Annotated in this window: 19 protein-coding genes and 2 pseudogenes; 10 read left to right on the plus strand and 11 right to left on the minus strand. The window is 59.0% G+C overall.

Annotated elements, in window-relative coordinates; all coding sequences use genetic code 11:
• Nucleotides 1–199: 199 nt before the first annotated feature.
• Nucleotides 200–1,192, minus strand: a complete 993-nt coding sequence (locus AC13D2_RS00900; RefSeq protein ID WP_292048425.1) for a CmcJ/NvfI family oxidoreductase — start codon at nucleotides 1,190–1,192, stop codon at nucleotides 200–202.
• An 85-nt stretch (nucleotides 1,193–1,277) separates the two neighbouring features.
• Nucleotides 1,278–1,457 (minus strand): annotated as a pseudogene (merF, locus tag AC13D2_RS00905) (mercury resistance system transport protein MerF); the annotation flags it as partial.
• A gap of 380 nt (nucleotides 1,458–1,837) precedes the next feature.
• Between merF and AC13D2_RS00910 the strand changes: the two are divergent.
• From AC13D2_RS00910 to AC13D2_RS00935, 6 genes are all read left to right on the plus strand, one after another.
• Complete coding sequence (locus AC13D2_RS00910) at nucleotides 1,838–2,131, plus strand: ADP-ribosylglycohydrolase family protein (protein ID WP_292048426.1); 294 nt, start codon at nucleotides 1,838–1,840, stop codon at nucleotides 2,129–2,131.
• The gene (locus AC13D2_RS00915) at nucleotides 2,131–2,361 is read left to right on the plus strand and encodes a hypothetical protein (protein ID WP_292048427.1); all 231 of its coding nucleotides are present in this window, start codon (nucleotides 2,131–2,133) and stop codon (nucleotides 2,359–2,361) included. The genes AC13D2_RS00910 and AC13D2_RS00915 overlap by 1 nt, the downstream gene beginning before the upstream one ends.
• 128 nt (nucleotides 2,362–2,489) lie before the next feature.
• Nucleotides 2,490–3,662, plus strand: a complete 1,173-nt coding sequence (locus tag AC13D2_RS00920; protein WP_292048429.1) for an ADP-ribosylglycohydrolase family protein — start codon at nucleotides 2,490–2,492, stop codon at nucleotides 3,660–3,662.
• Between the two features lie 71 nt (nucleotides 3,663–3,733).
• Nucleotides 3,734–4,489 carry an amino acid ABC transporter substrate-binding protein gene (locus tag AC13D2_RS00925; RefSeq protein WP_292048430.1) on the plus strand — a complete coding sequence of 252 codons (756 nt, stop codon included), beginning with the start codon at nucleotides 3,734–3,736 and terminating at the stop codon, nucleotides 4,487–4,489.
• A gap of 26 nt (nucleotides 4,490–4,515) precedes the next feature.
• The gene (locus AC13D2_RS00930) at nucleotides 4,516–5,190 is read left to right on the plus strand and encodes an amino acid ABC transporter permease (RefSeq protein WP_292048431.1); all 675 of its coding nucleotides are present in this window, start codon (nucleotides 4,516–4,518) and stop codon (nucleotides 5,188–5,190) included.
• Nucleotides 5,187–5,933, plus strand: a complete 747-nt coding sequence (locus AC13D2_RS00935) for an amino acid ABC transporter ATP-binding protein (RefSeq protein ID WP_292048432.1) — start codon at nucleotides 5,187–5,189, stop codon at nucleotides 5,931–5,933. The genes AC13D2_RS00930 and AC13D2_RS00935 overlap by 4 nt, the downstream gene beginning before the upstream one ends.
• An 18-nt stretch (nucleotides 5,934–5,951) precedes the next feature.
• On the opposite strand, the gene AC13D2_RS00940 is transcribed toward AC13D2_RS00935, so the two are convergent.
• The 5 genes and pseudogenes from AC13D2_RS00940 to AC13D2_RS00960 all read right to left on the minus strand — a co-directional run bounded on the left by AC13D2_RS00940 (nucleotide 5,952) and on the right by AC13D2_RS00960 (nucleotide 10,088).
• On the minus strand, nucleotides 5,952–6,650 hold the full coding sequence (locus AC13D2_RS00940; protein WP_292048433.1) for an SDR family NAD(P)-dependent oxidoreductase: 699 nt from the start codon (nucleotides 6,648–6,650) through the stop codon (nucleotides 5,952–5,954).
• Nucleotides 6,651–6,904: 254 nt separating this feature from the next.
• Nucleotides 6,905–8,119: a YeeE/YedE family protein gene (locus tag AC13D2_RS00945; RefSeq protein ID WP_292048434.1), complete on the minus strand. Its 1,215-nt coding sequence runs from the start codon at nucleotides 8,117–8,119 to the stop codon at nucleotides 6,905–6,907.
• 21 nt (nucleotides 8,120–8,140) lie between these two features.
• Entirely contained in the window at nucleotides 8,141–9,097 is a 957-nt protein-coding gene (locus AC13D2_RS00950; protein ID WP_292048435.1) for a sulfurtransferase, read from the minus strand.
• Between the two features lie 148 nt (nucleotides 9,098–9,245).
• Nucleotides 9,246–9,797 (minus strand): annotated as a pseudogene (locus AC13D2_RS00955) (DUF547 domain-containing protein); the annotation flags it as partial.
• Between the two features lie 12 nt (nucleotides 9,798–9,809).
• The gene (locus tag AC13D2_RS00960; protein ID WP_292048436.1) at nucleotides 9,810–10,088 is read right to left on the minus strand and encodes a hypothetical protein; all 279 of its coding nucleotides are present in this window, start codon (nucleotides 10,086–10,088) and stop codon (nucleotides 9,810–9,812) included.
• 170 nt (nucleotides 10,089–10,258) lie between these two features.
• Here AC13D2_RS00960 and AC13D2_RS00965 point away from each other — a divergent pair, with 170 nt between their 5' ends.
• The gene (locus AC13D2_RS00965) at nucleotides 10,259–12,346 is read left to right on the plus strand and encodes a TonB-dependent receptor (RefSeq protein ID WP_292048437.1); all 2,088 of its coding nucleotides are present in this window, start codon (nucleotides 10,259–10,261) and stop codon (nucleotides 12,344–12,346) included.
• 33 nt (nucleotides 12,347–12,379) lie between these two features.
• Here the strand turns inward: AC13D2_RS00965 and AC13D2_RS00970 are convergent, their stop codons facing one another.
• Both AC13D2_RS00970 and AC13D2_RS00975 read right to left on the minus strand, forming a co-directional pair.
• The gene (locus AC13D2_RS00970; RefSeq protein WP_292048438.1) at nucleotides 12,380–13,297 is read right to left on the minus strand and encodes a sucrase ferredoxin; all 918 of its coding nucleotides are present in this window, start codon (nucleotides 13,295–13,297) and stop codon (nucleotides 12,380–12,382) included.
• Complete coding sequence (locus AC13D2_RS00975) at nucleotides 13,294–14,160, minus strand: ABC transporter ATP-binding protein (RefSeq protein WP_292048439.1); 867 nt, start codon at nucleotides 14,158–14,160, stop codon at nucleotides 13,294–13,296. The genes AC13D2_RS00970 and AC13D2_RS00975 overlap by 4 nt, the downstream gene beginning before the upstream one ends.
• 125 nt (nucleotides 14,161–14,285) lie before the next feature.
• Between AC13D2_RS00975 and AC13D2_RS00980 the strand changes: the two genes are divergently transcribed.
• From AC13D2_RS00980 to AC13D2_RS00990, 3 genes are read left to right on the plus strand one after another with little or no spacing between them, the layout of a single operon-like run.
• Nucleotides 14,286–15,242 (plus strand): ABC transporter substrate-binding protein, encoded by a 957-nt coding sequence (locus AC13D2_RS00980; protein ID WP_292048440.1) that lies wholly within the window; start codon nucleotides 14,286–14,288, stop codon nucleotides 15,240–15,242.
• On the plus strand, nucleotides 15,236–16,240 hold the full coding sequence (locus tag AC13D2_RS00985; RefSeq protein ID WP_292048441.1) for a FecCD family ABC transporter permease: 1,005 nt from the start codon (nucleotides 15,236–15,238) through the stop codon (nucleotides 16,238–16,240). The genes AC13D2_RS00980 and AC13D2_RS00985 overlap by 7 nt, the downstream gene beginning before the upstream one ends.
• Complete coding sequence (locus AC13D2_RS00990; protein ID WP_292048442.1) at nucleotides 16,237–17,283, plus strand: FecCD family ABC transporter permease; 1,047 nt, start codon at nucleotides 16,237–16,239, stop codon at nucleotides 17,281–17,283. The genes AC13D2_RS00985 and AC13D2_RS00990 overlap by 4 nt, the downstream gene beginning before the upstream one ends.
• Nucleotides 17,284–17,332: 49 nt before the next feature.
• Here the strand turns inward: AC13D2_RS00990 and AC13D2_RS00995 are convergent, their stop codons facing one another.
• Both AC13D2_RS00995 and AC13D2_RS01000 read right to left on the minus strand, forming a co-directional pair.
• Nucleotides 17,333–19,468, minus strand: a complete 2,136-nt coding sequence (locus tag AC13D2_RS00995; RefSeq protein ID WP_292048443.1) for a TonB-dependent receptor — start codon at nucleotides 19,466–19,468, stop codon at nucleotides 17,333–17,335.
• Nucleotides 19,469–19,637: 169 nt separating this feature from the next.
• Nucleotides 19,638–20,267, minus strand: a complete 630-nt coding sequence (locus tag AC13D2_RS01000) for a YbhB/YbcL family Raf kinase inhibitor-like protein (RefSeq protein WP_292048444.1) — start codon at nucleotides 20,265–20,267, stop codon at nucleotides 19,638–19,640.
• Between the last annotated feature and the right edge of the window lie 16 nt (nucleotides 20,268–20,283).

The raw sequence follows: 20,283 nt of genomic DNA on the forward strand, positions 1-20,283 counted from the left end.
CGGTGGACACCCTTGCCGTCCGGCTAGTGGTTCCCCTTGCCGGGCCCACAGGGGACTTGCACCCCCAAGTCATCCGGCCAGCACCACCTAGACCGGAACAGCGCCCGTCAAGGCGCTACGCGCCATGCCTGGCGCACCAAAAAAAGGGTGGAGACCAGCTCCACCCAAGGGGTTTACGACCCGACCAACGATGCAGAGGTCACATAGAGCCAACGCAGTAATTGAGGTAAGTCGGTTCAAACACACCGGAGGCCAGCCATTTGCCCGTTTGGGCCGCTTTCGGCCCATGATTCGATGGCGAATAGCGGTAGTTCACGTAGCCTGGTTCATAGATACCCGGCTTAACCATGGTGCCTGTTCGCAGTATGTTGAACGGCTCCCCCGCATCGGACGATGGATAGTCATAGTTGACATAACCTGGCGCTGACTCAGTGCCCGAGGCAAGAACAGAGCCAGACCAGATCAGGGAAAACATTACTAATAACGCAGCTTTCATCTCGCACCTCCATCGGCAATCGCCGTTTTGTGTCTCACTGCCAAACTGACGCGCGGGCCGGCGAAATGTTACAACGCCAGAGGCATTTGACCCCCAGACCCTGGCCTGCTGATTCCTGCGTCTGCCGTGGAGTGGTATCGAGAAAAGCTGCCGAACCTGGAAACCATGATCGTCGAGGCAGGGCTTCACTACATTCAGGAGGATCAGCCGGAGAAAACCGGGCAGACGATTGCACAATGGATGACAGGCCGTGGGCTCTAAGGGACTGGCAACCCACGCAACCACTTTGGCCGGGAGGTCGGCAGGGGGCTTGGTGCCACTGCCGCTGCTGCCGCCGTCATCACGGCGCCGGGTGTGATCGAAGATCACCACCTGGGAAGCACCCGTGGCCTCACGCACCAGAGCCTCAATTTCCTGATAGTAGTCCTGCTCAACGTGCGCGTCGTCGTACAGGTCGTCAACAATGGTTGGTCGCCGGTGCAACTCTATGCCATGGCGGTCGAGCGACAGCTCCTGTGCCTGAGTCCGCGCGTCGTGAATAGTCACCGCGCGGCGCTGGAGTTCAGCGTAATAGCGCGGCTCAGGCTCTCCAGTGAACGCTTCGGTGTGCACGTAGGGGCGCTGCTCCGCCGGTACCATGAAGGTAATCTCACCGGTTACCGTGCCTGCTGGAATACCTCGGCTTTCAGTCACCATAGTCGTCCCCTCTTCGCTTTCAGGGCAGAGGCCATGGCCGAGCCACCACTTCCGATAACGGCACTATGTGGGATTTTGTCATTCATCATTGGCGTTCCTTCCAAGAGGACGTGTTGAGACTGTCGTCGGTAAAGGCGTCGTACGGTTTCTTACGCCAGAGTGCATAAGCGGTCAGGACAACAAAGATCACCAGGGCAGGCAGCAGCACAAGGTCCAGATAGCCGGTGATGGCACTCAAACCCACCACGCCCAACAGAATGACAAGAACGGGCGTGAATCAGCACAAGGCGACAATCGCCGTGCCAATAACACTCACACGCAGCAGGGTTTTCGGATTTTTCATAACGCTACTCGGTATCGAATTCGGGATTAACACAGTAAGCTTACTTCCATACCTGACTACGGGGTCAAGCACCATGAACGCACATCTGATGATCATTGGCCCGGGCGCTGGCAGAGCGCAAACTGGACGATGTGCGTGGAAAGATTACCGGCCTGATGCCGATGGAATCTGTTCTGGACAATCTGGTGGAACCATGCCGATGCAGTGAGGACCCGCAACAGTGCACGATCATTCACTCTCTGCACGGGAACCCTTAATCAGCAACCGAGGAGGCGCAGCAATGACTGGAACACCACAGGATCGTGCCAAGGGCGCCATTCTCGGGGCTTTCGTGGGCGAAGCCCTCGGCGTGGGCCCCCTGGCATTACGATCTGAAGGAACTGCGACGTTGCCACGGCAACTGGATTGATGATTACACCACACCGGAACCCGGACGTTTCCATGATGGGCTCAAGGCTGGGCAGAATGCGCAGGCCGGGTTCATTCTGGAGTTGATGCTGCGCTCACTGATTGAACGCAAGGGTTATGACGAAGCGGATTTCTGCCAGCGTCTGGATAACGACCTTTTCCCGCTGTTGGATGGCAGCCCGCGCTAATGTCCCAGGCTATCAGCAACAATACGGCGCTGACCCAAAGCAGTGAAACCATGCTCTCCATGGGCGTTGGCTACGGCTGCATACTGGCTCGACTGGTTCAGGGAGACGCCCTGGATGCGCGAATTTCACAACAACCCTTGACGTGGAGAACGACGGGCGCTCTGTCTTTCGAACCCGTCACCACTAAATACCGGCTGGACCAGGCTACCAGCGTATCCGCAACATACTGAGCGTCCGCGGCCCTGGAGAGCAGGTGATCAGCATTATCCGGGGAAATAAAGCTCTATGGGCGTTTGGCCGCCTGCGACGAGCAATTTCATCAATCTCGAATTCAAAGAGTGACGCACAAGGAGGCCCGATGATAGACACCACACTCACCGACAGAGAATCCTACGTGGTTGCCGCACTTGCCGGAGGCTGGGTTGCCGATGCGGCCAGCCTCGGACTGCATTGGCTTTACGACAGCCAACGCATCTGTGAGGTTGCTGGCCAGTCACCGGAGTTTCTGCCGCCGAAGGCCGACTATTTCACCGGTGGCTTCGGTTATTTTGCCCATGATGGCAAACAGTCTGGCGATGTCAGCCATTACGGCGCAGCTACAGGGGTGTTGACCGGCAGCCTGCTGGCCAATGAAGGAAAGCTGGATATCCGCGATTACCAGCGCCGCTTTCGGGCTTTCTTTGGCCCCGGTGGTGATTGGCGGGGCTATATCGACAACCCGACCCGGGGCACTCTTAACAATCTGGACACCATTGAACAGAATGCCATCGAAAAAGCGCAATTGACCACTACCGCCAAGCTGACCGACAGACAGAAACGAGTCCTGGTGCAGAAGGTTTTGCCCTACACCCGCCGCCTGAGAGGCGATCAACTGGCTGACCCGGTCCGTAAGGCCATCAGCCTCACGTACCAGGAACCGGAGATACAGGAAGCGGGCGTGCATCTGGCCGCGACGATCGACCATCACCTGCTGCCGGAAAGCGGCGCCGACGACATGCAACTGCCGGCAGTCTCCAAATTGGCGCCACTGGTGGCCTGCTATTGTGGCAGCGAGAGACTGATGGAAGTAGCGGAGGCCGCCGTCCGGGTGACCAATCACAACGACGAAGCCGTGGCCTGGGCAAGGTGCGCAGCGCGACTACTGGACTATCTTTTCCGCGGTGAACCCCTGTCAGCGGCCCTGGACGCCGCGACCCGCGAAGCACCTGATCCGCAACACCTCAACAACGCCAGATCCGGCTCCGCTCTGGACGCTCCGGGCGCCGGTGACACCTACGGCCGCACGTGTTATCTGCATGAGGCAATGCCCGTGATCTTTCATATCCTGAACCACGCCCACGGCTTTACTGAGGCCGTTCGTGCCAACATCCGGTGTGGCGGCGACTCCTGTGGGCGGGCCTGGATCATCGGGCCGGCCATGGCGGCAATATACGGCGCGGGTGGGGAGCGTGGCATACCCCTGAGCTGGTTGGCGCGGGTAACCGATGCCCCTGATATCCTTATGGATATTGAAAGACTTGTTAAAGGCTGATGATGTGTATCATTGCCCATTTTTCACCCCAGACTATGCTTCAGATAGGATGCACGCCGGAAGGAGGTTTTATGAAAACACTACTGATCAAAACGCTATCGATAATTGCGCTGCTCGCAAGCGCAGCTCTGCACGCCCAGGATGCCCCCTTGAGAGTCGGGATGTCTGGCCAGTATTTCCCATTTACCTTTGTGGAGCAGGATGAACTGAAAGGCTTCGAGGTCGATGTGATGAACGCTCTGGGCGAAGAAATGGGACGCGAAATCCAGTACCAGACCGCCAATTTCTCCGGCCTGTTTGGCATGCTGGAATCCGGGCGCATCGACACTGTCGCCAACCAGATCACCATCACCGAAGAACGCCAGAAGGCGTACATTTTCAGCGAGCCTTATGTCTATGACGGTGCTCAGGTGGTGACCAGGGAAGGCAACACCGAAGTCGAGGGCGTGGAAGATCTGAAAGGTAAGACCGTCGCCGTTAACCTGGGCTCCAACTTCGAGGCCCTGTTGCGGGAACTGCCCTATGCGGACGAAATCAATATCAAAACCTACGAGAGCAACCTGGAGCGGGACACCGCACTCGGCCGCGTGGATGCTTTCGTGATGGACCGAGTCAGCGCCAGCCAGATCATCAAGGACAAGCCCCTGCCTCTGGAACTGGCCGGCCCGACATTCTCACAGATCACCAACGCCTATCCGTTCCGTGACACCGAGACCGGGAGGGCCCTGCGGGATGAGTTGAACCAGGCGCTGACATCCCTGCGGGACAACGGAACCCTGGCGTCCATTTCAGAGAAATGGTTCGGCACAGACATCACCCAGCCCTGAGGGGCACCACCAAGGCCTGATTCCCTATGGACGTGTTGAACGTCGAATACATGCTTGGGCTGGTACCTGTGCTGCTCGGGTATCTGCCACTCACCCTGCAACTCGCCGGCGTCGGGATGGTACTGGCGCTGATCCTTGCCTGCCTGTTTGCCGTTGTTCGTGTGCTGGGCATTCCGGTGCTGAATCAACTGACCATCGTGTTCATTTCTTTTTTCCGGGGCACTCCGCTGCTGGTTCAGCTGTTCCTGTTCTATTACGGTCTGCCACAGTTGGTCAGCGCATTGACGGTTATAGACGGCGTTACCGCAACCATTATGGGCCTGACCATGCACTTTTCCGCGTACATGGCGGAATCGATTCGCGCCGCCATCCTGGGCGTGGACCGCAGCCAGACCGAGGCCGCCCTGTCGATCGGCATGACCAACAGCCAACTGATGCGCCGGATCGTCCTGCCCCAGGCCACCCGGGTGGCACTACCCACGCTGATGAATTATTTCATCGACATGATCAAGGCCACCTCCCTGGCGTTCACCCTGGGCGTCACGGAACTGATGGGCGCCACCCAGAAAGAGGCCGCTGGCAGCTTCCTGTACTTCGAGGCCTTTATCGTTGCCGCCGTTATGTACTGGATCGTCGTTGAGATGCTTTCCAAACTTCAGCACTACCTGGAAATCCGCCTGAACAAGGCCTACAGCCGATGATCAAACTGGCATCACTGAGTAAGCATTTTGGCAAGACCGTGGTTCTCGATGGCATCGATCTCACCATTGAAGAAGGCGAAATCGTCGTCATCATCGGCCCGTCGGGAACCGGAAAGTCCACTCTGCTGCGTTGCGTCAACTTTCTGGAACAGCCCACCACTGGCACGATGACCGTTGGCGACCTGACCGTGGATGTGAACCGCGCCAGCCGGGCGGACATTCTCTCCATGCGCCGGCGAACCGCGTTCGTTTTCCAGAACTATGCGCTGTTTTCCAACAAGACCGCTTTGCAGAATATCGCAGAACGGTTACTCGTGGTGGATCGGTGGCCCAAGGAAAAGGCCTATCAGCGCGCCCGGGAAATACTGGATCAGATAGGCCTTGCTGACAAAGCAGATGCCTATCCGGCGTCCATGTCCGGTGGCCAGCAGCAACGGGTCGGAATCGGCCGCGCCATGGCGACAGGCGCAGACGTCATCCTCTTTGACGAGCCTACGTCGTCGCTTGACCCCGAGTGGGTGGAAGAAGTGCTGGGATTGATGAAACAGCTGGCGTCAGAACGTCAGACCATGATGGTGGTCACCCACGAAATGTCCTTCGCTCGGGACGTGGCCGACCGCGTGATCTTTATCGACGGCGGTCGAATCGTGGAACAGGGGCCTCCCAGTGAGATTTTCCATAATCCCAGGGACCCACGAACCAAGGACTTCTTGAAGAAGATCCTGGCCACCAATCCGGTATGAACGAAGGCGTTAACGCCGTTACCAGGTTTCCCCAAACGGCCGGATGTCCAGCTCAAAGGTCCAGGCAGACGGATGCTGCTGGCACAGATTCCAGACGGCGTCCGCTACCGCAGCCGGTTTCACGAAGAAATCGTCAGGCTTGTCTGCCAGCGCCTCGCGGGTACGAGGCAGGTCCACCACACCATCAATCACAACGCTAGCCACATGGATCTTCTCCGGCCCGAGCTGGCGGGCCATCGACTGCGCCAGACTGCGTTGGGCGGCTTTTGCCGAAGCAAATGGCGCGGTGTTTGCCCGTCCGCGGGTCGCCGCCGAAGCACTGGTAACGACAATACTGGCCGAGTCATGCTCCCGTAGCTGCGGCAAGATCGCCTTTGTGGCGGCCACCAGACCCTGGACATTGATGCGCCAGTTGGCTTCGAAGTCCTCCAGGCTGGCGTCTTCGACGCTCTTGAAAACTCCACCACCAGCGTTATAAAGCAGCACTGAGGCGGGCCCAAGTTTGTCCCTGATCGAAGCCAGTACCGAACCTATCTGTTCCGGTTCCATCAGGTCGCAGGGAAAGGCATAGGTGTTGGATATCGATTGCTCAAGCTGCAGCAGGTAATCTTTACTGCGCGCCAGCATCGCCACCTGGTAGCCTTCATCGCTGAACCGTCGCACAAAGGCCTCGCCATTGCCCGGTCCTACACCCATCACAATACATACCTTGTTCATTCGTCGTCTCCCACCGGCTACACCGGTTAGCTTGTCGGAGCGTTGTCAGTCCCGCGTTGACGGGCACGGCGCTCCGCAGGGTGCACATGCTGTCTCATCTCGCTGGCTCAACGCCGTTTCCACATTACCTTGCCCGGAATTGAACGCAAAGGTCGGACTTCTCAGGTGGTCCGCCATGATCAATGCCAGAATAATCGACAACATAATGACAATACGGGTTCGGCTGTAGGCTCTGTCCATCGTGTCCTCCCGCATCAGTTGGGCAGCCGGAACCAGGGCCGCAGGCGAATGCCGATCAGTGACCCGACAAACGCGCTGGCAAACCAGACCCAGGCGTGCAGGCTGGCCGAGGCAATGCCGGAGAACAGCGCCCCGATGTTGCAGCCAAAGCCCAGGCGGGCACCGTAACCGAGCAGCAAACCACCCACCACGGCAGCGAGGAACTGGCGACCTTCGGGGCGGTTGCGGCTGGCTTCATTGAACCGGTTGGCCAGGCCCGCCGCCAGCATGGCGCCCAGCAAAAGCCCGAAGTTCATTACCGAGGGAATGTTGGTGAGCACCGAATCCTTCAGGGCCATGGCCGGATAGTCCCAGGTCCAGAACTCGAACTGGGCCATGTTGACGCCAACGACCTCCAGCGCTTTCGCGCCCCAGACATTGAATGCAAATGTGATGCTCCAGGGCGCGCCGCCGATGGCCAGAGTCAGAGCATTGCCAACAGCCAGGATCAGAATCGCCCAGGTGAACGGCCAGCGGCCGCTCAGCAGGGTTCTCATCACGCCATGGTCCTGGCTTTTCCAGAGCAACTCGCCGCGCTCGACATTGCCATGGGCCTTACGTTCGATACGGTTGACCCACCAGGCAATCAGCCCGAGCCCCACAAGCTGCATCAGAATGGCGCCGCTGACCCCAAAGGTGTTTACAAGAGGTACCGGATCAAAACCGGGCTGGTCCAGCCACCAGGGCAGATGGATGGACCCCAGTACCGCGCCGGCGATAAAGAACACCAGCGTAACCACCATGCGGATGTTGCCGGCTCCCACCGTAAAAAGGGTACCGGAACCGCAACCACCGCCCAGTTGCATACCAATGCCGAACAGGAAGGAGCCCACCACCAGGGATGTGCCCACAGGCGCAACGGCTCCCACCAGACCCGCCTGACCACTGTGGAGCATTGGCACCATGATCAGGGATGTCAGCCCGAACAGCAAAAGCTGGGCCCGCATGCCGGCGCCACGCTTCTTGACCACCAGGTTGCGCCAACCAGCGGTGAACCCAAAGGCACCGTGGTACAGGGCCATGCCCAGTAAGGTACCGATCACAAACAGCGCCACCATGAACGGGGCGGTTTCCAGCCAGATCAACCCGCCCAGGAGGACGAGGCCCAACAGCGCCGTTGATACAATGAATCGGTCCACCTGCCAGCCAGGCTGCTGGAGCCCGGGCTGGAGGACAGCGGTATCAGCCATGAAATATCACTTTTTGCCAGATCAGTTAAAAACGTCCAGAAGCTTGCCAAGGCCTTTCTTCGCCACCTGCAATGGGCGGCTACTGTCCTGGGACCATTCCGCCATCGAGCCGTCATACAGCGCAACTTCTTCAAACCCTGCCAGTTCGCTCAGCACAAACCAGTCGGTTGCGGCCCAGTGGCCGGTATTGCAGAAAGCGATGGTACGTGTAGCCGGATTCAGTTCAGCCTCGTTTACCCTTGCGGTGATGCTATCTTCGTTCAGGTACCAGGCACTTTTACGCTCACCCAGGAAGCCGGCATGTGGCAGGCTTCTTGAACCAGGAATGGTGCCCGGCGCCTTCGCCGCGGGCGACTGGTTCTCTCCGCGGAAATAGTCTGATGGCCGGGCATCCACCAGTTGTGCCTGGGTGCCGCGGGCTTCTTCAACTTCCTCCAGGGAGGCAATCAGCGCCTGCTGGAGTGAGCCCTCGAAGTCAGCCACCGGGCGCTGGTCACCTTCGCCACTGACGGTTTCAAAGCCTTCAGCTTTCCAGCCGGCAAAGCCGCCATTGAGGATGGTTACCGCATCATGGCCCAACACGCGGAAAGTCCAGTACACCCGGGCAGCACTGCCAAAATCCGTTGCTCCGGTGCCGGCGGGTACGATCACCACGGTATCGTCATTACCGATACCGAGTCCGCCAATCAGGCGCTCCAGGCTTGCAACAGGTGGCAACAGGCCGGCCACGCCGTCCCGGCTTTCACGCCAGCCGTCGCCGGTGTAGCTGCTGTATATGGCTCCGGGAATATGGGCTTGCTGAAAGCTGCTGCGATCCCCTCCGTCATCAATGCCGGAACGGACGTCCAGCACAACCAGGTTTTCCCGGCCGAGGTTGGCGTCAAGCCATTGGGCGTCGACCAAGGGTGTTGCCTTTTTGTCACCGGCCATGGCCAGCGAACTTGCAAAAACCAGAACAATAGCCAACAAACGGCTCATTGTGGTTCTCCTCTGCCATGAATTCTTGAACGATCATTATGGATCCAATAGAACGTAATGCATAGGCGTGTTTTTAGTGTATTTTTTTATAAACAAATCGCCTATTTTTCTTCCGGTCTTCACTGGAAACCTTTAGCGAAAACAGCGGTTAACGGAACGTCGGAAAATTGGCCGGCTTATTAAGGGACCAGTCGTACTCAATGAACGTCAACTCCGAAGTGCCCTCAATTCGATCCGCCAGGGCTGAATCCGCCCACTTTTCGATAAACGCCTTTCGAGAGCCGGAAGCCTCCACGAAATCCCCCTCGTACCATTTGAACAATTCCGTGACATGGAGAGTGTCGCCCTTGATCTCAAGATGACGTTCGGTTGCAAAGGCACGACGAGTGTTCTCTGCCAACAGACCTTCCAGGTTGTCGGCGGTGTAGACCACATCCCTTAATGGAGGGCAACCAACAGAGGCACAATTCACCGCAAAGTGGACTCGCGCGTCCTTCCAGCCTTTGTTCGCGTAGGCCTCGCCGAGCAGGATGTCTTTTTCCATCTGATTGAGACTGTATGCCCGCCCATCGATGAGAAACTTTTCCCGGTCAAAAACACTGTCCACAAAGGGATTGACGCGACCGCCGTAGTCCCACACCGAGTCAACGAGTTCGCCGTCCGGTCGCTCAGTCAGGATCTGGTCGATCATGAAGAAATTATAGGCGTTGAGTCAGAAGGCGACGGATTCAGACTCTCCGTCGAGGGAGCGGATGTCGAAATCTGCCAGGCGGTCACGCTGATCCGCTAACAGGCCGTCGGTCTGTGATGAGGCCAGGGCTGCCTCATAGTCAAATGCGGAAACCAGGCCACCCTCGGCCGTTGTCGACTCTGTCAGGTGCTGCGTTAACAGACGCTGAAACGGGTCAAAAGTTGCTTCATCGGCGGCAGCGGTCAGCGGCATGATTGCGGCGAGCATTATCAGGCATATCAATCGTCCAGGTTTGTTCACATCACTCTCCATCGGTCTACAGGTTCCACGGGTCTACAGGTTTATCGCCTTTGTTCTTGCACCGACACGAAAGGCCGATCATTGTTACAATGCAATTAGTATTGATAATCGATTACATTTAGTTTAGTTTCCGCATCGTGACGAAAAACAACCATCAGGTGCCGAGAACCATGCTCAAACAACCCCACGCACTACGCTATTCCCTGATCCTCGCGCTTGGATGCGCCACAACCGCAACTGCTCAGGAAGGCACCGATCAGGCACCGCAATCCCTTGATACCCTTGAAGTAACCGCCACTCGCGGTCTCGACTCCCTCAACGTTAACCCCGGTGCGGTCACCGTGGTTGACCGTGACGCCATCGACAAACAATCCTCGTTGGGTGGCAACGTGGGCGATATTCTGGCCAAAACCGTTCCAGGCCTGTCGCCCTCCACCCACGGTTTAACCAGTGTGGCGCAGACGCTGCGTGGCCGAAACCTGTTCGTGCTGATTGACGGCATTCCCCAGACCATCAGCCTGCGCGACGGCCTCCATTCCCTGAATTCCATTGACCCGTCATCCATCGAACGCATTGAAGTTATCCGGGGTTCAAACGGTGTGTATGGCTTCGGTGGTACCGGCGGCATCATCAACATCATCACCCGCAAGAACGAGAAAGGCGCCCCCCTATACCGCACCGAACTGAATGGCGGTTTCTCCACCGAGCACATCAAGGACAGCGAACAGTTCGGCCTATCCCAGAGCGTAATCGGTGGTAAAGGCTCCTTTGACTACCAGTTCCGAGGCTCCTACGAACAACGCGCTAATTTCTTCGATGCCGATGGCGACCGTATTCCGCCGGACCCGAACGGTCAGGGCGGCATTGCCGACTCCCGCGAGTTCGATGTGCTGGCAAAACTCGGCTTTGATCTGGATGCCGACAAGCGCCTGGAACTGACCACCAGCTACTACGACATCAAACAGGACACCAATTACGTCCTTGAAGCAGGCGTGTACGGCGAGCAGAAAACCCGCGCCGTCAAAGGCGACCCGGGTGGCAAGGATCAGGGCACGGAAAACCTGAACGTGAACCTGACCTACAGCGACCGACAGCTGTTCGGCGATACCTCGCTGGGTGCGCAGCTGTATTATCGCGATTACATGACCCGATTCGGATACTTCGCCACCTTCTACCCCGGTGGTGGGCAATCGCTGACCGAATCAGAGCGCATCGGCTCCCGCCTCGACTTTGAGACGCCGTTTGACGTCATGTCTGGGGCCAAGCTGCTCTGGGGCCTGGACACGCTGCTAGAAACCACAGCCCAGCCGTTGGAAGACGGACGGACGTTCGTACCTGAAATGGACCAGAACAGTGTGGCGCCGTTCCTGCAGGCGGAGCTTCGGCTGAATCCGAAGTGGACCGTTAACGCCGGTGTCCGCTACGAAAAATTCTGGTTCGAGGTGGACGACTACACCACGGTGTTTGGTGCGGACGTCGAAGGCGGAGAGCTTGAGTACAGTGAAACGGTCTTCAATACCGGGGCCCGGTATCAAGTGAACGATGTCTGGGCCGCAACGGCCAGCTTCTCCCAGGGCTTTACAGTGCCGGAGATTGGCCGCACGCTGCGCCAGCCGCAGCAGGGCACATCGCTGGATCAGATCCGTCCTGAGCCACAGGTGGTGGACAACTACGAGGTTGGCACCGAGGCCGTCTGGGATCGCGCCGATCTTGCACTGACGCTGTTCTACAGTGAGTCGGAACTGGGAACCAGCCTTGCGGCAGCCAACGCCAACGAGCCCATTCCCGTGCTGCGCAGCCCTGAACGTATCTACGGTTTCGAGGCAGAGCTCAACACCTATCCCACCCGCGACCTGAGCGCCGGCGGCACCTTTACCTGGATGGAAGGCAAAGTCGATTCTGACGATGATGGCAGCTACGACACCTACCTTGCCGGCAACCGGATCTCACCACTCAAGCTCACTGGCTATGTGGAACACGACACCACTGCGCGCTGGAGCAATCGCCTGCAGGCCCTGGTCGTAGGTGATCGCGACCGGTTCAGCGGCAGCGGTTTTGGTCAGGGCGAGGTGGAGTCCTTCACCGTTCTGGATCTGACCAGTACCTGGCGGACCGGCAACGGGGATATCACTCTGGCCATCAACAATCTGCTGAATGAAGACTACTTCCCGGTGATCTCGCAGATCTACAATTTCGACACCCAGTACACCACCGCACCAGGCCGTTCGGTTATGGTAAGTTATGGGGTCGACTGGTAAACGGTAGACTGGCAGAACCCCACATAAGGCCGCTCAACGCGGCCTTATGTCTTTTACCATCCAGCAAACCGACGCCGTGGGCCCTTCTTCCAGGTCCGCACAGGTGTCGACACGCACGACCTCCATCGTGCCGCAACGGGCAACCAGAGTTCCGGCATCATCATTCGAAGCCCAGCCCACTTGCACCGTAACCTCCTTGCTGTCATCGCAGGCAGCCTCCGGACCGACCGACAGCTCCGCACGGGTGTTTCTGTCTGCGAGCCATTCCAGGGCGGATATTTCAGCGCACTGCTGGGCAGGCGTCAGCAGCGACTGGCCACGATAACAGGGCAGGTAGGGAAGGCCATTTGCTTCATGCTGCAGAAAAGGCAGCACCTGCTCCGGTGCCACGCGGCCATATTTGCGCATGGACGGGAACACCATGATGCTCGCCGCAAGCCGACATCCGCCCAGATGGGAACTTTCCCAGACCTCAAACGGCAGGTTCCGGTCTGCGACCGTACGGACGAGCGCCTGATAGGCCGCGTATCCAAACTTGGCACAGCACTTGTCCTTGCGTCCATGAGTGCAACACAGCACCAGGGAGCCTGTCATTGCCTCACTGGTCCACCCGCTCAGGTCATTACCCGACGCCAGGGCATCCAGAAACGCCGGCAGGTCTCGCCGCTCAACGTCAAAGCTGCGGCCCTCCGGCAACAGATAAAGGCGGTGACTGAGCGCCGGGTGACCACGCTGGTCGATCAGATTTACACGCCGCCCGCTGGCCGCAAGACGATTGATCCGTGATGTCAGGTCGTCATCCATATCACGGGCGATTCGCAGGCTTCGCGACCACTTCGGCCGCGGCCAACTGATCAGCAGATTGCTCTCGGCATGGGTTGCTGTACCGGCAAGAGGATCGCCGGCCTCAATACTATCGACAGCACAGAACCGATGGGCGGAGGCTCTCATGCCGTTGCCACCGACGAGGTAAAGGCAGTGGTCTCTGCCACGGTCCGTTTTACCGGCACACAAACTGGCCGGCCCGCCAAGGGTTCACGGATAACCTGGGCATCAAGATCAAACACCTGCTTCAGGTTGTCGGCGGTAAACACGGTCTCCGGCGGACCGTCGTGCAGAATCCGGCCGGCCTTCATCATCACCAGACGGTCGGCGTAGGCCGCCGCCAGGTTGAGGTCATGGAGCACGACCAGCAGAGTCCGCCCCTGGGTGTGAGCCAGGGATACCAGCAGTTCCAGCAGATCCACCTGTACCTTCAGGTCCAGAAACGTGGTGGGTTCATCGAGCAGAAGCAGATCGGTTTCCTGCGCCAGCACCATGGCAATCCAGCAGCGTTGGCGCTGCCCGCCACTGAGCGCATCCACCGGTCGGTCCGCAAACGTCACAACATCCGCCACCGCCATGGCCTCCTCAACGGCGGCTTCATCGTGCCGGGACCACTGGCGCATCAGGCTCTGATAGGGGAAGCGCCCAAGCCCGACCAGCTCCCTGACGGTCAGGCCATCCGGTGCGGTGGGGCTCTGTGGCAGTATTCCGAGCCGTTGTGCGACGGTGCGGGTGGGCTGACGATGAATGTCGTTGCCATCAAGAAGCACCTTGCCGGCACTGGGGGCCAGCGTCCGGGCCAGGGTTTTCAGCAGGGTGGACTTGCCCGAGCCATTCGGCCCCAACAGAACGGTGACACTGCCCTCGCGCACCGTGAAATCCACGTCCGTCAGCACCTGCCGGCCGTCGTATCCCGCGCACACGGCTTCACCCCGCAGTCGCGGCTGGCCATCGTAATCCGTGGAGGGGGCATGTCGATTCAGGGGCATATTGGCGTCGCTTTCGGATGAAGTCAGATGATATTATCTCCCATTCTCATTATCAAATCGGCACCATCAACTCGCCCCCATCAAATAGGCTCTTTGTTGCTGTTCGCCAAACAACCGGATTTACCATGCACCGCTACGCCAGCTTCCTGCTGATCGTTACCTGCCTCTTTCAGCCTCCCGCAGCCATCGCTGCCATCGTAACTACCCCGGCAACCACCGTGGAGCATGCCCTAGGCCAAGCAACCATCACGGGCCGGCCTGATCGCGTGGTATCCCTGTATCAGGGCGCCACCGATACCGCTGTGGCGCTGGGGATCAAACCCATAGGTGTGGTGGAGTCCTGGACCGAAAAGCCGATGTATCAGTATCTCCGCGAAGACCTTCAGGGCGTGACTTATCTGGGGCTGGAAACCCAGCCTGACCTGGAACGCATCGCCTGGCTGTCGCCGGACCTGATCGTCGGCGCCAGAAACCGGCATCGCACCATCTACCCCTTGCTGCAGCGCATCGCGCCCACCGTCATACCGGGCGATGTCTACGATTTCAAGGCGCTGCTTACGCTGATGGCAACAGCCACCGGCCGCACGGCTCGTGGTGAGGAACTGCTGACGCACTGGCAGGAACGGGTTGAGGATTTCAGAACCCGAATCCGCCAAAAGCTGGGTGAACAGTGGCCCCAGGAGGTGGCCATCCTGAGTTTTCGGGCCGACCATGCCCGCATCTACTATGGTGGCTTTGCCCGTTCCGTGCTGGACGAGCTTGGCTTCACTGCTCCGGCCTCCCATCGCCAGGATAGCTGGGGCATAAAACTCACCAGCCAGGAAAGCATCCCGGCCATGGATGCCGAGGCGGTCTTCATCTTCATGGAGGACGATCCCGCCGTTCGGCGCACGTTCAACACCTGGTCCAGCCACCCCCTTTGGAAAAACCTGCAGGCCGTACGGCAAAACGATGTCTATCAGGTGGACCCGGTCACCTGGAACATGGGCGCTGGCATCATCGCCGCCAACCGGATGCTGGACGCGCTCTACAAGCACTATGGCCTCCATCAACCTGAACACCGGGGGTGTGCACCATGCTGACCACCCTACAGGCAAGAATGCTCGGAACCCTGCTCTGTCTCGGTCTTCTGCTGGCCGCCACGGTATCGAGCCTGATCTTCGGTCACATTCCTGTCTCGCTGGAGATGCTGGCCAACAGCATTGTGGATTACGACCCCGGTTCGCTGGAACATCTGGTTATTCACACCGAGCGCTTCTCGCGCACCGTGACCTCGATGATCGTGGGTGCCGGCCTGGCCATTGCCGGGGCGCTGATGCAGACGTTGACCCGCAACCCACTGGCGTCACCCGGCATTCTGGGCATCAATGCCGGCGCCATGTTTTTCGTGGTCGTCGGCGCCACGCTGTTTTCGCTGACCTCGCCGTCGCAACTGGTGTGGGCGGCCTTTACCGGCGCCGCCACGGCCGCAGTGCTGGTGTACTTCCTGGGGCGGGAGGCAGGTCGCGGTGTTTCCCCGGTGCGCACGGTGCTCGCCGGCGTCGCGGTTACAGCGCTGTTCGTCTCCTTTGCCCAGGGGTTGCTGATCCTCAACCAGGACCGTTTCGAAAGCATTCTGTTCTGGCTGGCGGGCTCCGTTTCAGGGCGCGGGCTGGATGCAATCGTGCCTCTGCTGCCACTGTTCGGCGGCGCCCTGATTCTGGCGCTGCTGTTGTCACGGCAACTGAACCTGCTTGGTCTGGACGATGAGGTTATCCGCGGCCTGGGACTCAGAGTAGGGCAGGTGCGACTGCTGATCGGTCTGGTGGTGATCGTACTGGCAGGCACGTCTGTCGCCATGGCAGGGCTGATCGGCTTTGTCGGCCTGATCGTGCCGCACATGGCCAGGGGGCTCTTTGGCACGGATCACCGCTGGCTGCTACCCCTGTCGGCCATTATCGGAGCCACGCTGCTGCTGGCTGCCGACACTATCGCGAGGCTGGTGATTCCCCCCCAGGAGATTCCTGTGGGCGTCATGACGGCGCTGCTAGGCACACCGTTGTTCCTCCACCTCGCCCGACATGTGAGGAAGGTGGCATGAGCCGTAGCCTGATACTTCGCTCCCGCAATGACCGCTGGTCAATCAAACTCGGTACCAGGGTCCTGGTGGTCACCGGTATTCTGGCGGTATTGCTGGCCGCCAGCAGTGTCCTCGCACTGACGTCCGGCAGTCATCCCACGTCGGTTACGGACGTACTCGGCACTCTGGTCGCCCCGAACCAGTCAGAGCTGGCCCTGATTATTCTGGAAATTCGCCTGCCGAGAATACTCATGGCCATTCTGGTGGGCGCGGCGCTGGGCTCAGCCGGACTGATCCTGCAAGGTCTGGTGAGAAACCCACTGGCGTCGCCGGATGTGATTGGCATCACCAGCGGGGCGTCGGCCGCGGCGGTGCTGTTTCTCTGGCTCGGGGGCATCACCGGCACCTCGCTGCTATTGGCACCCGTCGCCATTGGGGGCGCCTTTGTCGTGGCCCTGGGCATTACGGCTCTGGCCTGGCAGAGGGGGATCAGCCCCGCCAGGCTGGTGCTGGTGGGCGTCGGGCTGGCAGCCGGGCTCACCGCCGTGACCACCCTGCTATTGGTACTGAGCCCCGATGCCACCGCGATGAATGCTTATATCTGGCTCACTGGCAGCCTCTACGCCTCGCAGTGGCACGACGTCACCGCCCTGGCACCCTGGCTGATGGTGTGCTGGCCCCTGGCGCTGATCAGGCTCAGACACCTCGATGCACAATCCATGGGGGAAGATATGGCGCTGGGCCTGGGTAGCGCCCTGCAAGGCCATCGTTTGCTGTTTCTGATGTTGGCCGTGGCGCTAGCAGGCTCCGCCGTGGCCTATGCCGGTGCGGTCGGGTTCATCGGCCTAATTGCGCCACACATGGCTCGGCGGCTGGTCAGTAGTGGACACACAGGGCTGTTGCCCATCGCCGCACTGATCGGCGCGTTGATTCTTCTTTATGCGGACTGGGTGGGTCGGGTTGCGTTCATACCCAGGGATCTACCGGCAGGCATTTTCGTTGCGGGCATCGGCGCGCCCTTCTTCGTCTACCTGCTGTACCGACTCAGGCAGGAACTGGGGTGACAGTATAAGCCCGGAGCACTGGGGCCCCGGGCTTTCGTAGGCCGACTGATCAGAAGTCGAGCTGGTAACCGAGGGTGACGGTGCGGCCACGGCCCTGGAAATAGTACTCGTCACTCACCCGGGCAGACTGGGAGTAGTATGTGAAGTAATCCTTATCCAGCAGGTTCTCGATGCCCAGTGAGAGCTTCCCGGCACCGGTCCGGTAGGCCACAGAGCCATCCACCAAACCGTAACCGTCGAAATCCAGGTCATCCCCTTCGATGTCGCGGTCCAGGAACTGGGTGAACTGAAGGTGGCTCGACAGCGTCTTCGTCCAGGCAGCTGACCAGCTCAGTTTCAGGGTTTCCGGGGCAATATTGATACCGCTCAGCTCTGTATCTACATCACCATCACCGTCAGTGTCGGATTCACCATCGGCATAGGTGTAGGAAAACGCCAGATTATGCGCATCGTTCAGGTCCGCGTCGGCGGTGACTTCCACACCCTGGATCTCGGTTTTTTCCCGGTTGCCAACCCAAGTACCGTTCACTTCCGTCAGGCGCTCACCAAAGTCGGAATCCGACTCGTAGTAACTCACCTCAACGTGATAGCGGTCCCAGTCGAACCGGCCACCGATCTCACGGTTATCGGTGATGATCGGCTCAAGTACCAGCAGATTATCAACATCCTGCCCTGCGTCACTGATTCCCCGCAGTACACGGCCAACATCTGGCATGCCGAAGCCCTCAGAATAGTTGGCAAACAGCTGCAACTGGTCCGTGGCCTGATAGACAACACCCGCATTGAACAGGGTTTCGTTGAAATCCGGATTACCACCCTGGACGGTGACGTTATCCTGGGTGACATTGCTACGGTCGATAGTGTTGTAGGTGTCGACCTTAAGCTCCGCATGTTCATAGCGAACACCGGTGTGCAGGGTCAAACGGTCGGTGACCGCAACATCGCCCTGCAGGAAGGCTGCAACATTGCGAAACTGCGATTTGGGTACGTAGGTACGCCCGGTTTCCACCAGCGTCTGGCGGGTTTCATCCTGAAGAACATCCAGCCCCGTTGTCAGGGTCAGGTAATCGTTCAGCAGGCCATCGCGGGTGAGGGTCAACTTGGCGCCCACCTTGTCGGATTCATTGCGGGTCTGATCGAGCTGGTCGTTGCCATTGGCGTCCACGTAGGGGAAGAAAGGCGTGGTGGCAAACCGGGCCCGGAAGGTCTGGCTGTACAGCTGGGTATCCACCTGATTGCCCAGCCAATCGCCGTGCGAGTATGAAAGACGGGCAGTGGTGACCTCATTCTCTCCGGGCTCCCCATCAATGATGCCTGGACGTGCGGTTGTAGGTACTCCGTTGTCTCGGTCGCCGGGTACCGGGACGTAGCCACCCTTGCCTTCCAGTTGAAAGCGGTTGATGAAAAACTCCACGTTCTGGTCGTCGTCCAGCCAGTAACCCAGCTTGGCCAATACGTCATAGCTTTCCGTATTCTGAAGTTCACCGGGATAGGCCACGCCGATCAGGCGGTCCTCACCGTCGTAGAACACTCCGCGCTCCTGGATGTTCCCGCCCAGAAGATAGTCCCAGCGGCCCTGCTGACCGCTGATCCGGTAGCCTACCTTGTAACCCTGACCATCGGAATCCACATCGTCGTCACTGGTCACGCTGGCCGACACAGACTGGGACATCTCGCCGCTGTCGGGCCTGCGGGTCACAAAATTGATGATGCCACCGGTCGCCCCAAGACCATGCTCAGCACTGGCGCCGTGGATCACTTCGATCCGCTCGACCATGTCCAGATCGATGGTGTAGCTGTCCCGTGCGCTATCCCGCAGCGGGTTGCTCTGGGGCACACCGTCCACCAGAAACAGGGGTGAACGGCCCCGGAAAGTTTCACCGGCATTGGACAGCTTCTGACGGCCCGGAGAATAGGAAGGAATCAGATTGCTCAGCACCTGGCCGGGGTCATTGGAAATCGCCTGTTGTTGCTCGATCTGCTCGCGGGTAATGATGGTTGTCTTCTGCGGAGTCTCTCCCGCTGTACTCTTGTTGCGGGTGGCGGTAATAACCAGGTCAGGTAACGCTTTGGCTTTGGCGTTGTCGCCGGACTGGGTATTGGAGGAAGATTGCGCCAGCGCAGGGCCGTGGACAGCCGCTATGGCCAGGGCCAGCAACAGGGGACGTGACTCCGGAGTTTTCATAGACAAATCTCGAATGGTTAATGCATTTTGCCCGCACCCACATGAATGACAGGCATTACCTCATGTTAATGAAGCGCAAATGCTAACAATTCTCATTGTCTATATCAAAACTCCGATTCTCACACCGATAGGCGTTTGACCGCCAGCCGGGAAACGGTATTGTGGCCAGTCAGTCTTTGCGTAAATCCGGATTCAGCGTGTAGGTACCGGTCACCCGGGCGCTGGCCAGAACGTGACCCGCCATGGCTTCACGAACCGCGGCACCGTCAAACTCTCCCTCCAGGCCCAGACTGTCCACATCCAGAGCGTGCACTTCGTAGTGGTAATGATGAAGGATTTCATCGTTCCAGGGTGGGCAAGGACCGTCGTAACCGGCATAGGTGCCCGCCATGTCTGGATTGCCAGCCAGGAACTGGGTGTAGTTGTTTACGCCACGGAGTCCGATCGGCCCCGGGCCGGGCTCCTTGCCCTTGGGAATCACACCATCGCTGTCCTCACCCTCGGGAATGCGGGATGTGGAGGCCGGCACATCCACCAGCAGCCAGTGGAAGAAATCCACCCGGGGAATGTCCTTCGACACGGTTTTGCCTTCCTGATTGACGTCGTCCGCCACGCTGGGCACGTCCGGGTCAAACATCATCACCACAAAACTTTTGGTGCCCTCCGGTGCATCCTCCCAGACCAGTTCCGGGTTGCGGTTGGGGCCAAAGCTCATGTGGTCCTGTTCGTTGTAGACGCCGAATGCGAATTTCTCCGGCACCGGCTGACCTTCTTCAATACCTCGAACCTTGATTTTCACAGACCTGTTCTCCTGT

It is taken from the genome of Marinobacter sp. B-12, assembly GCF_056857915.1.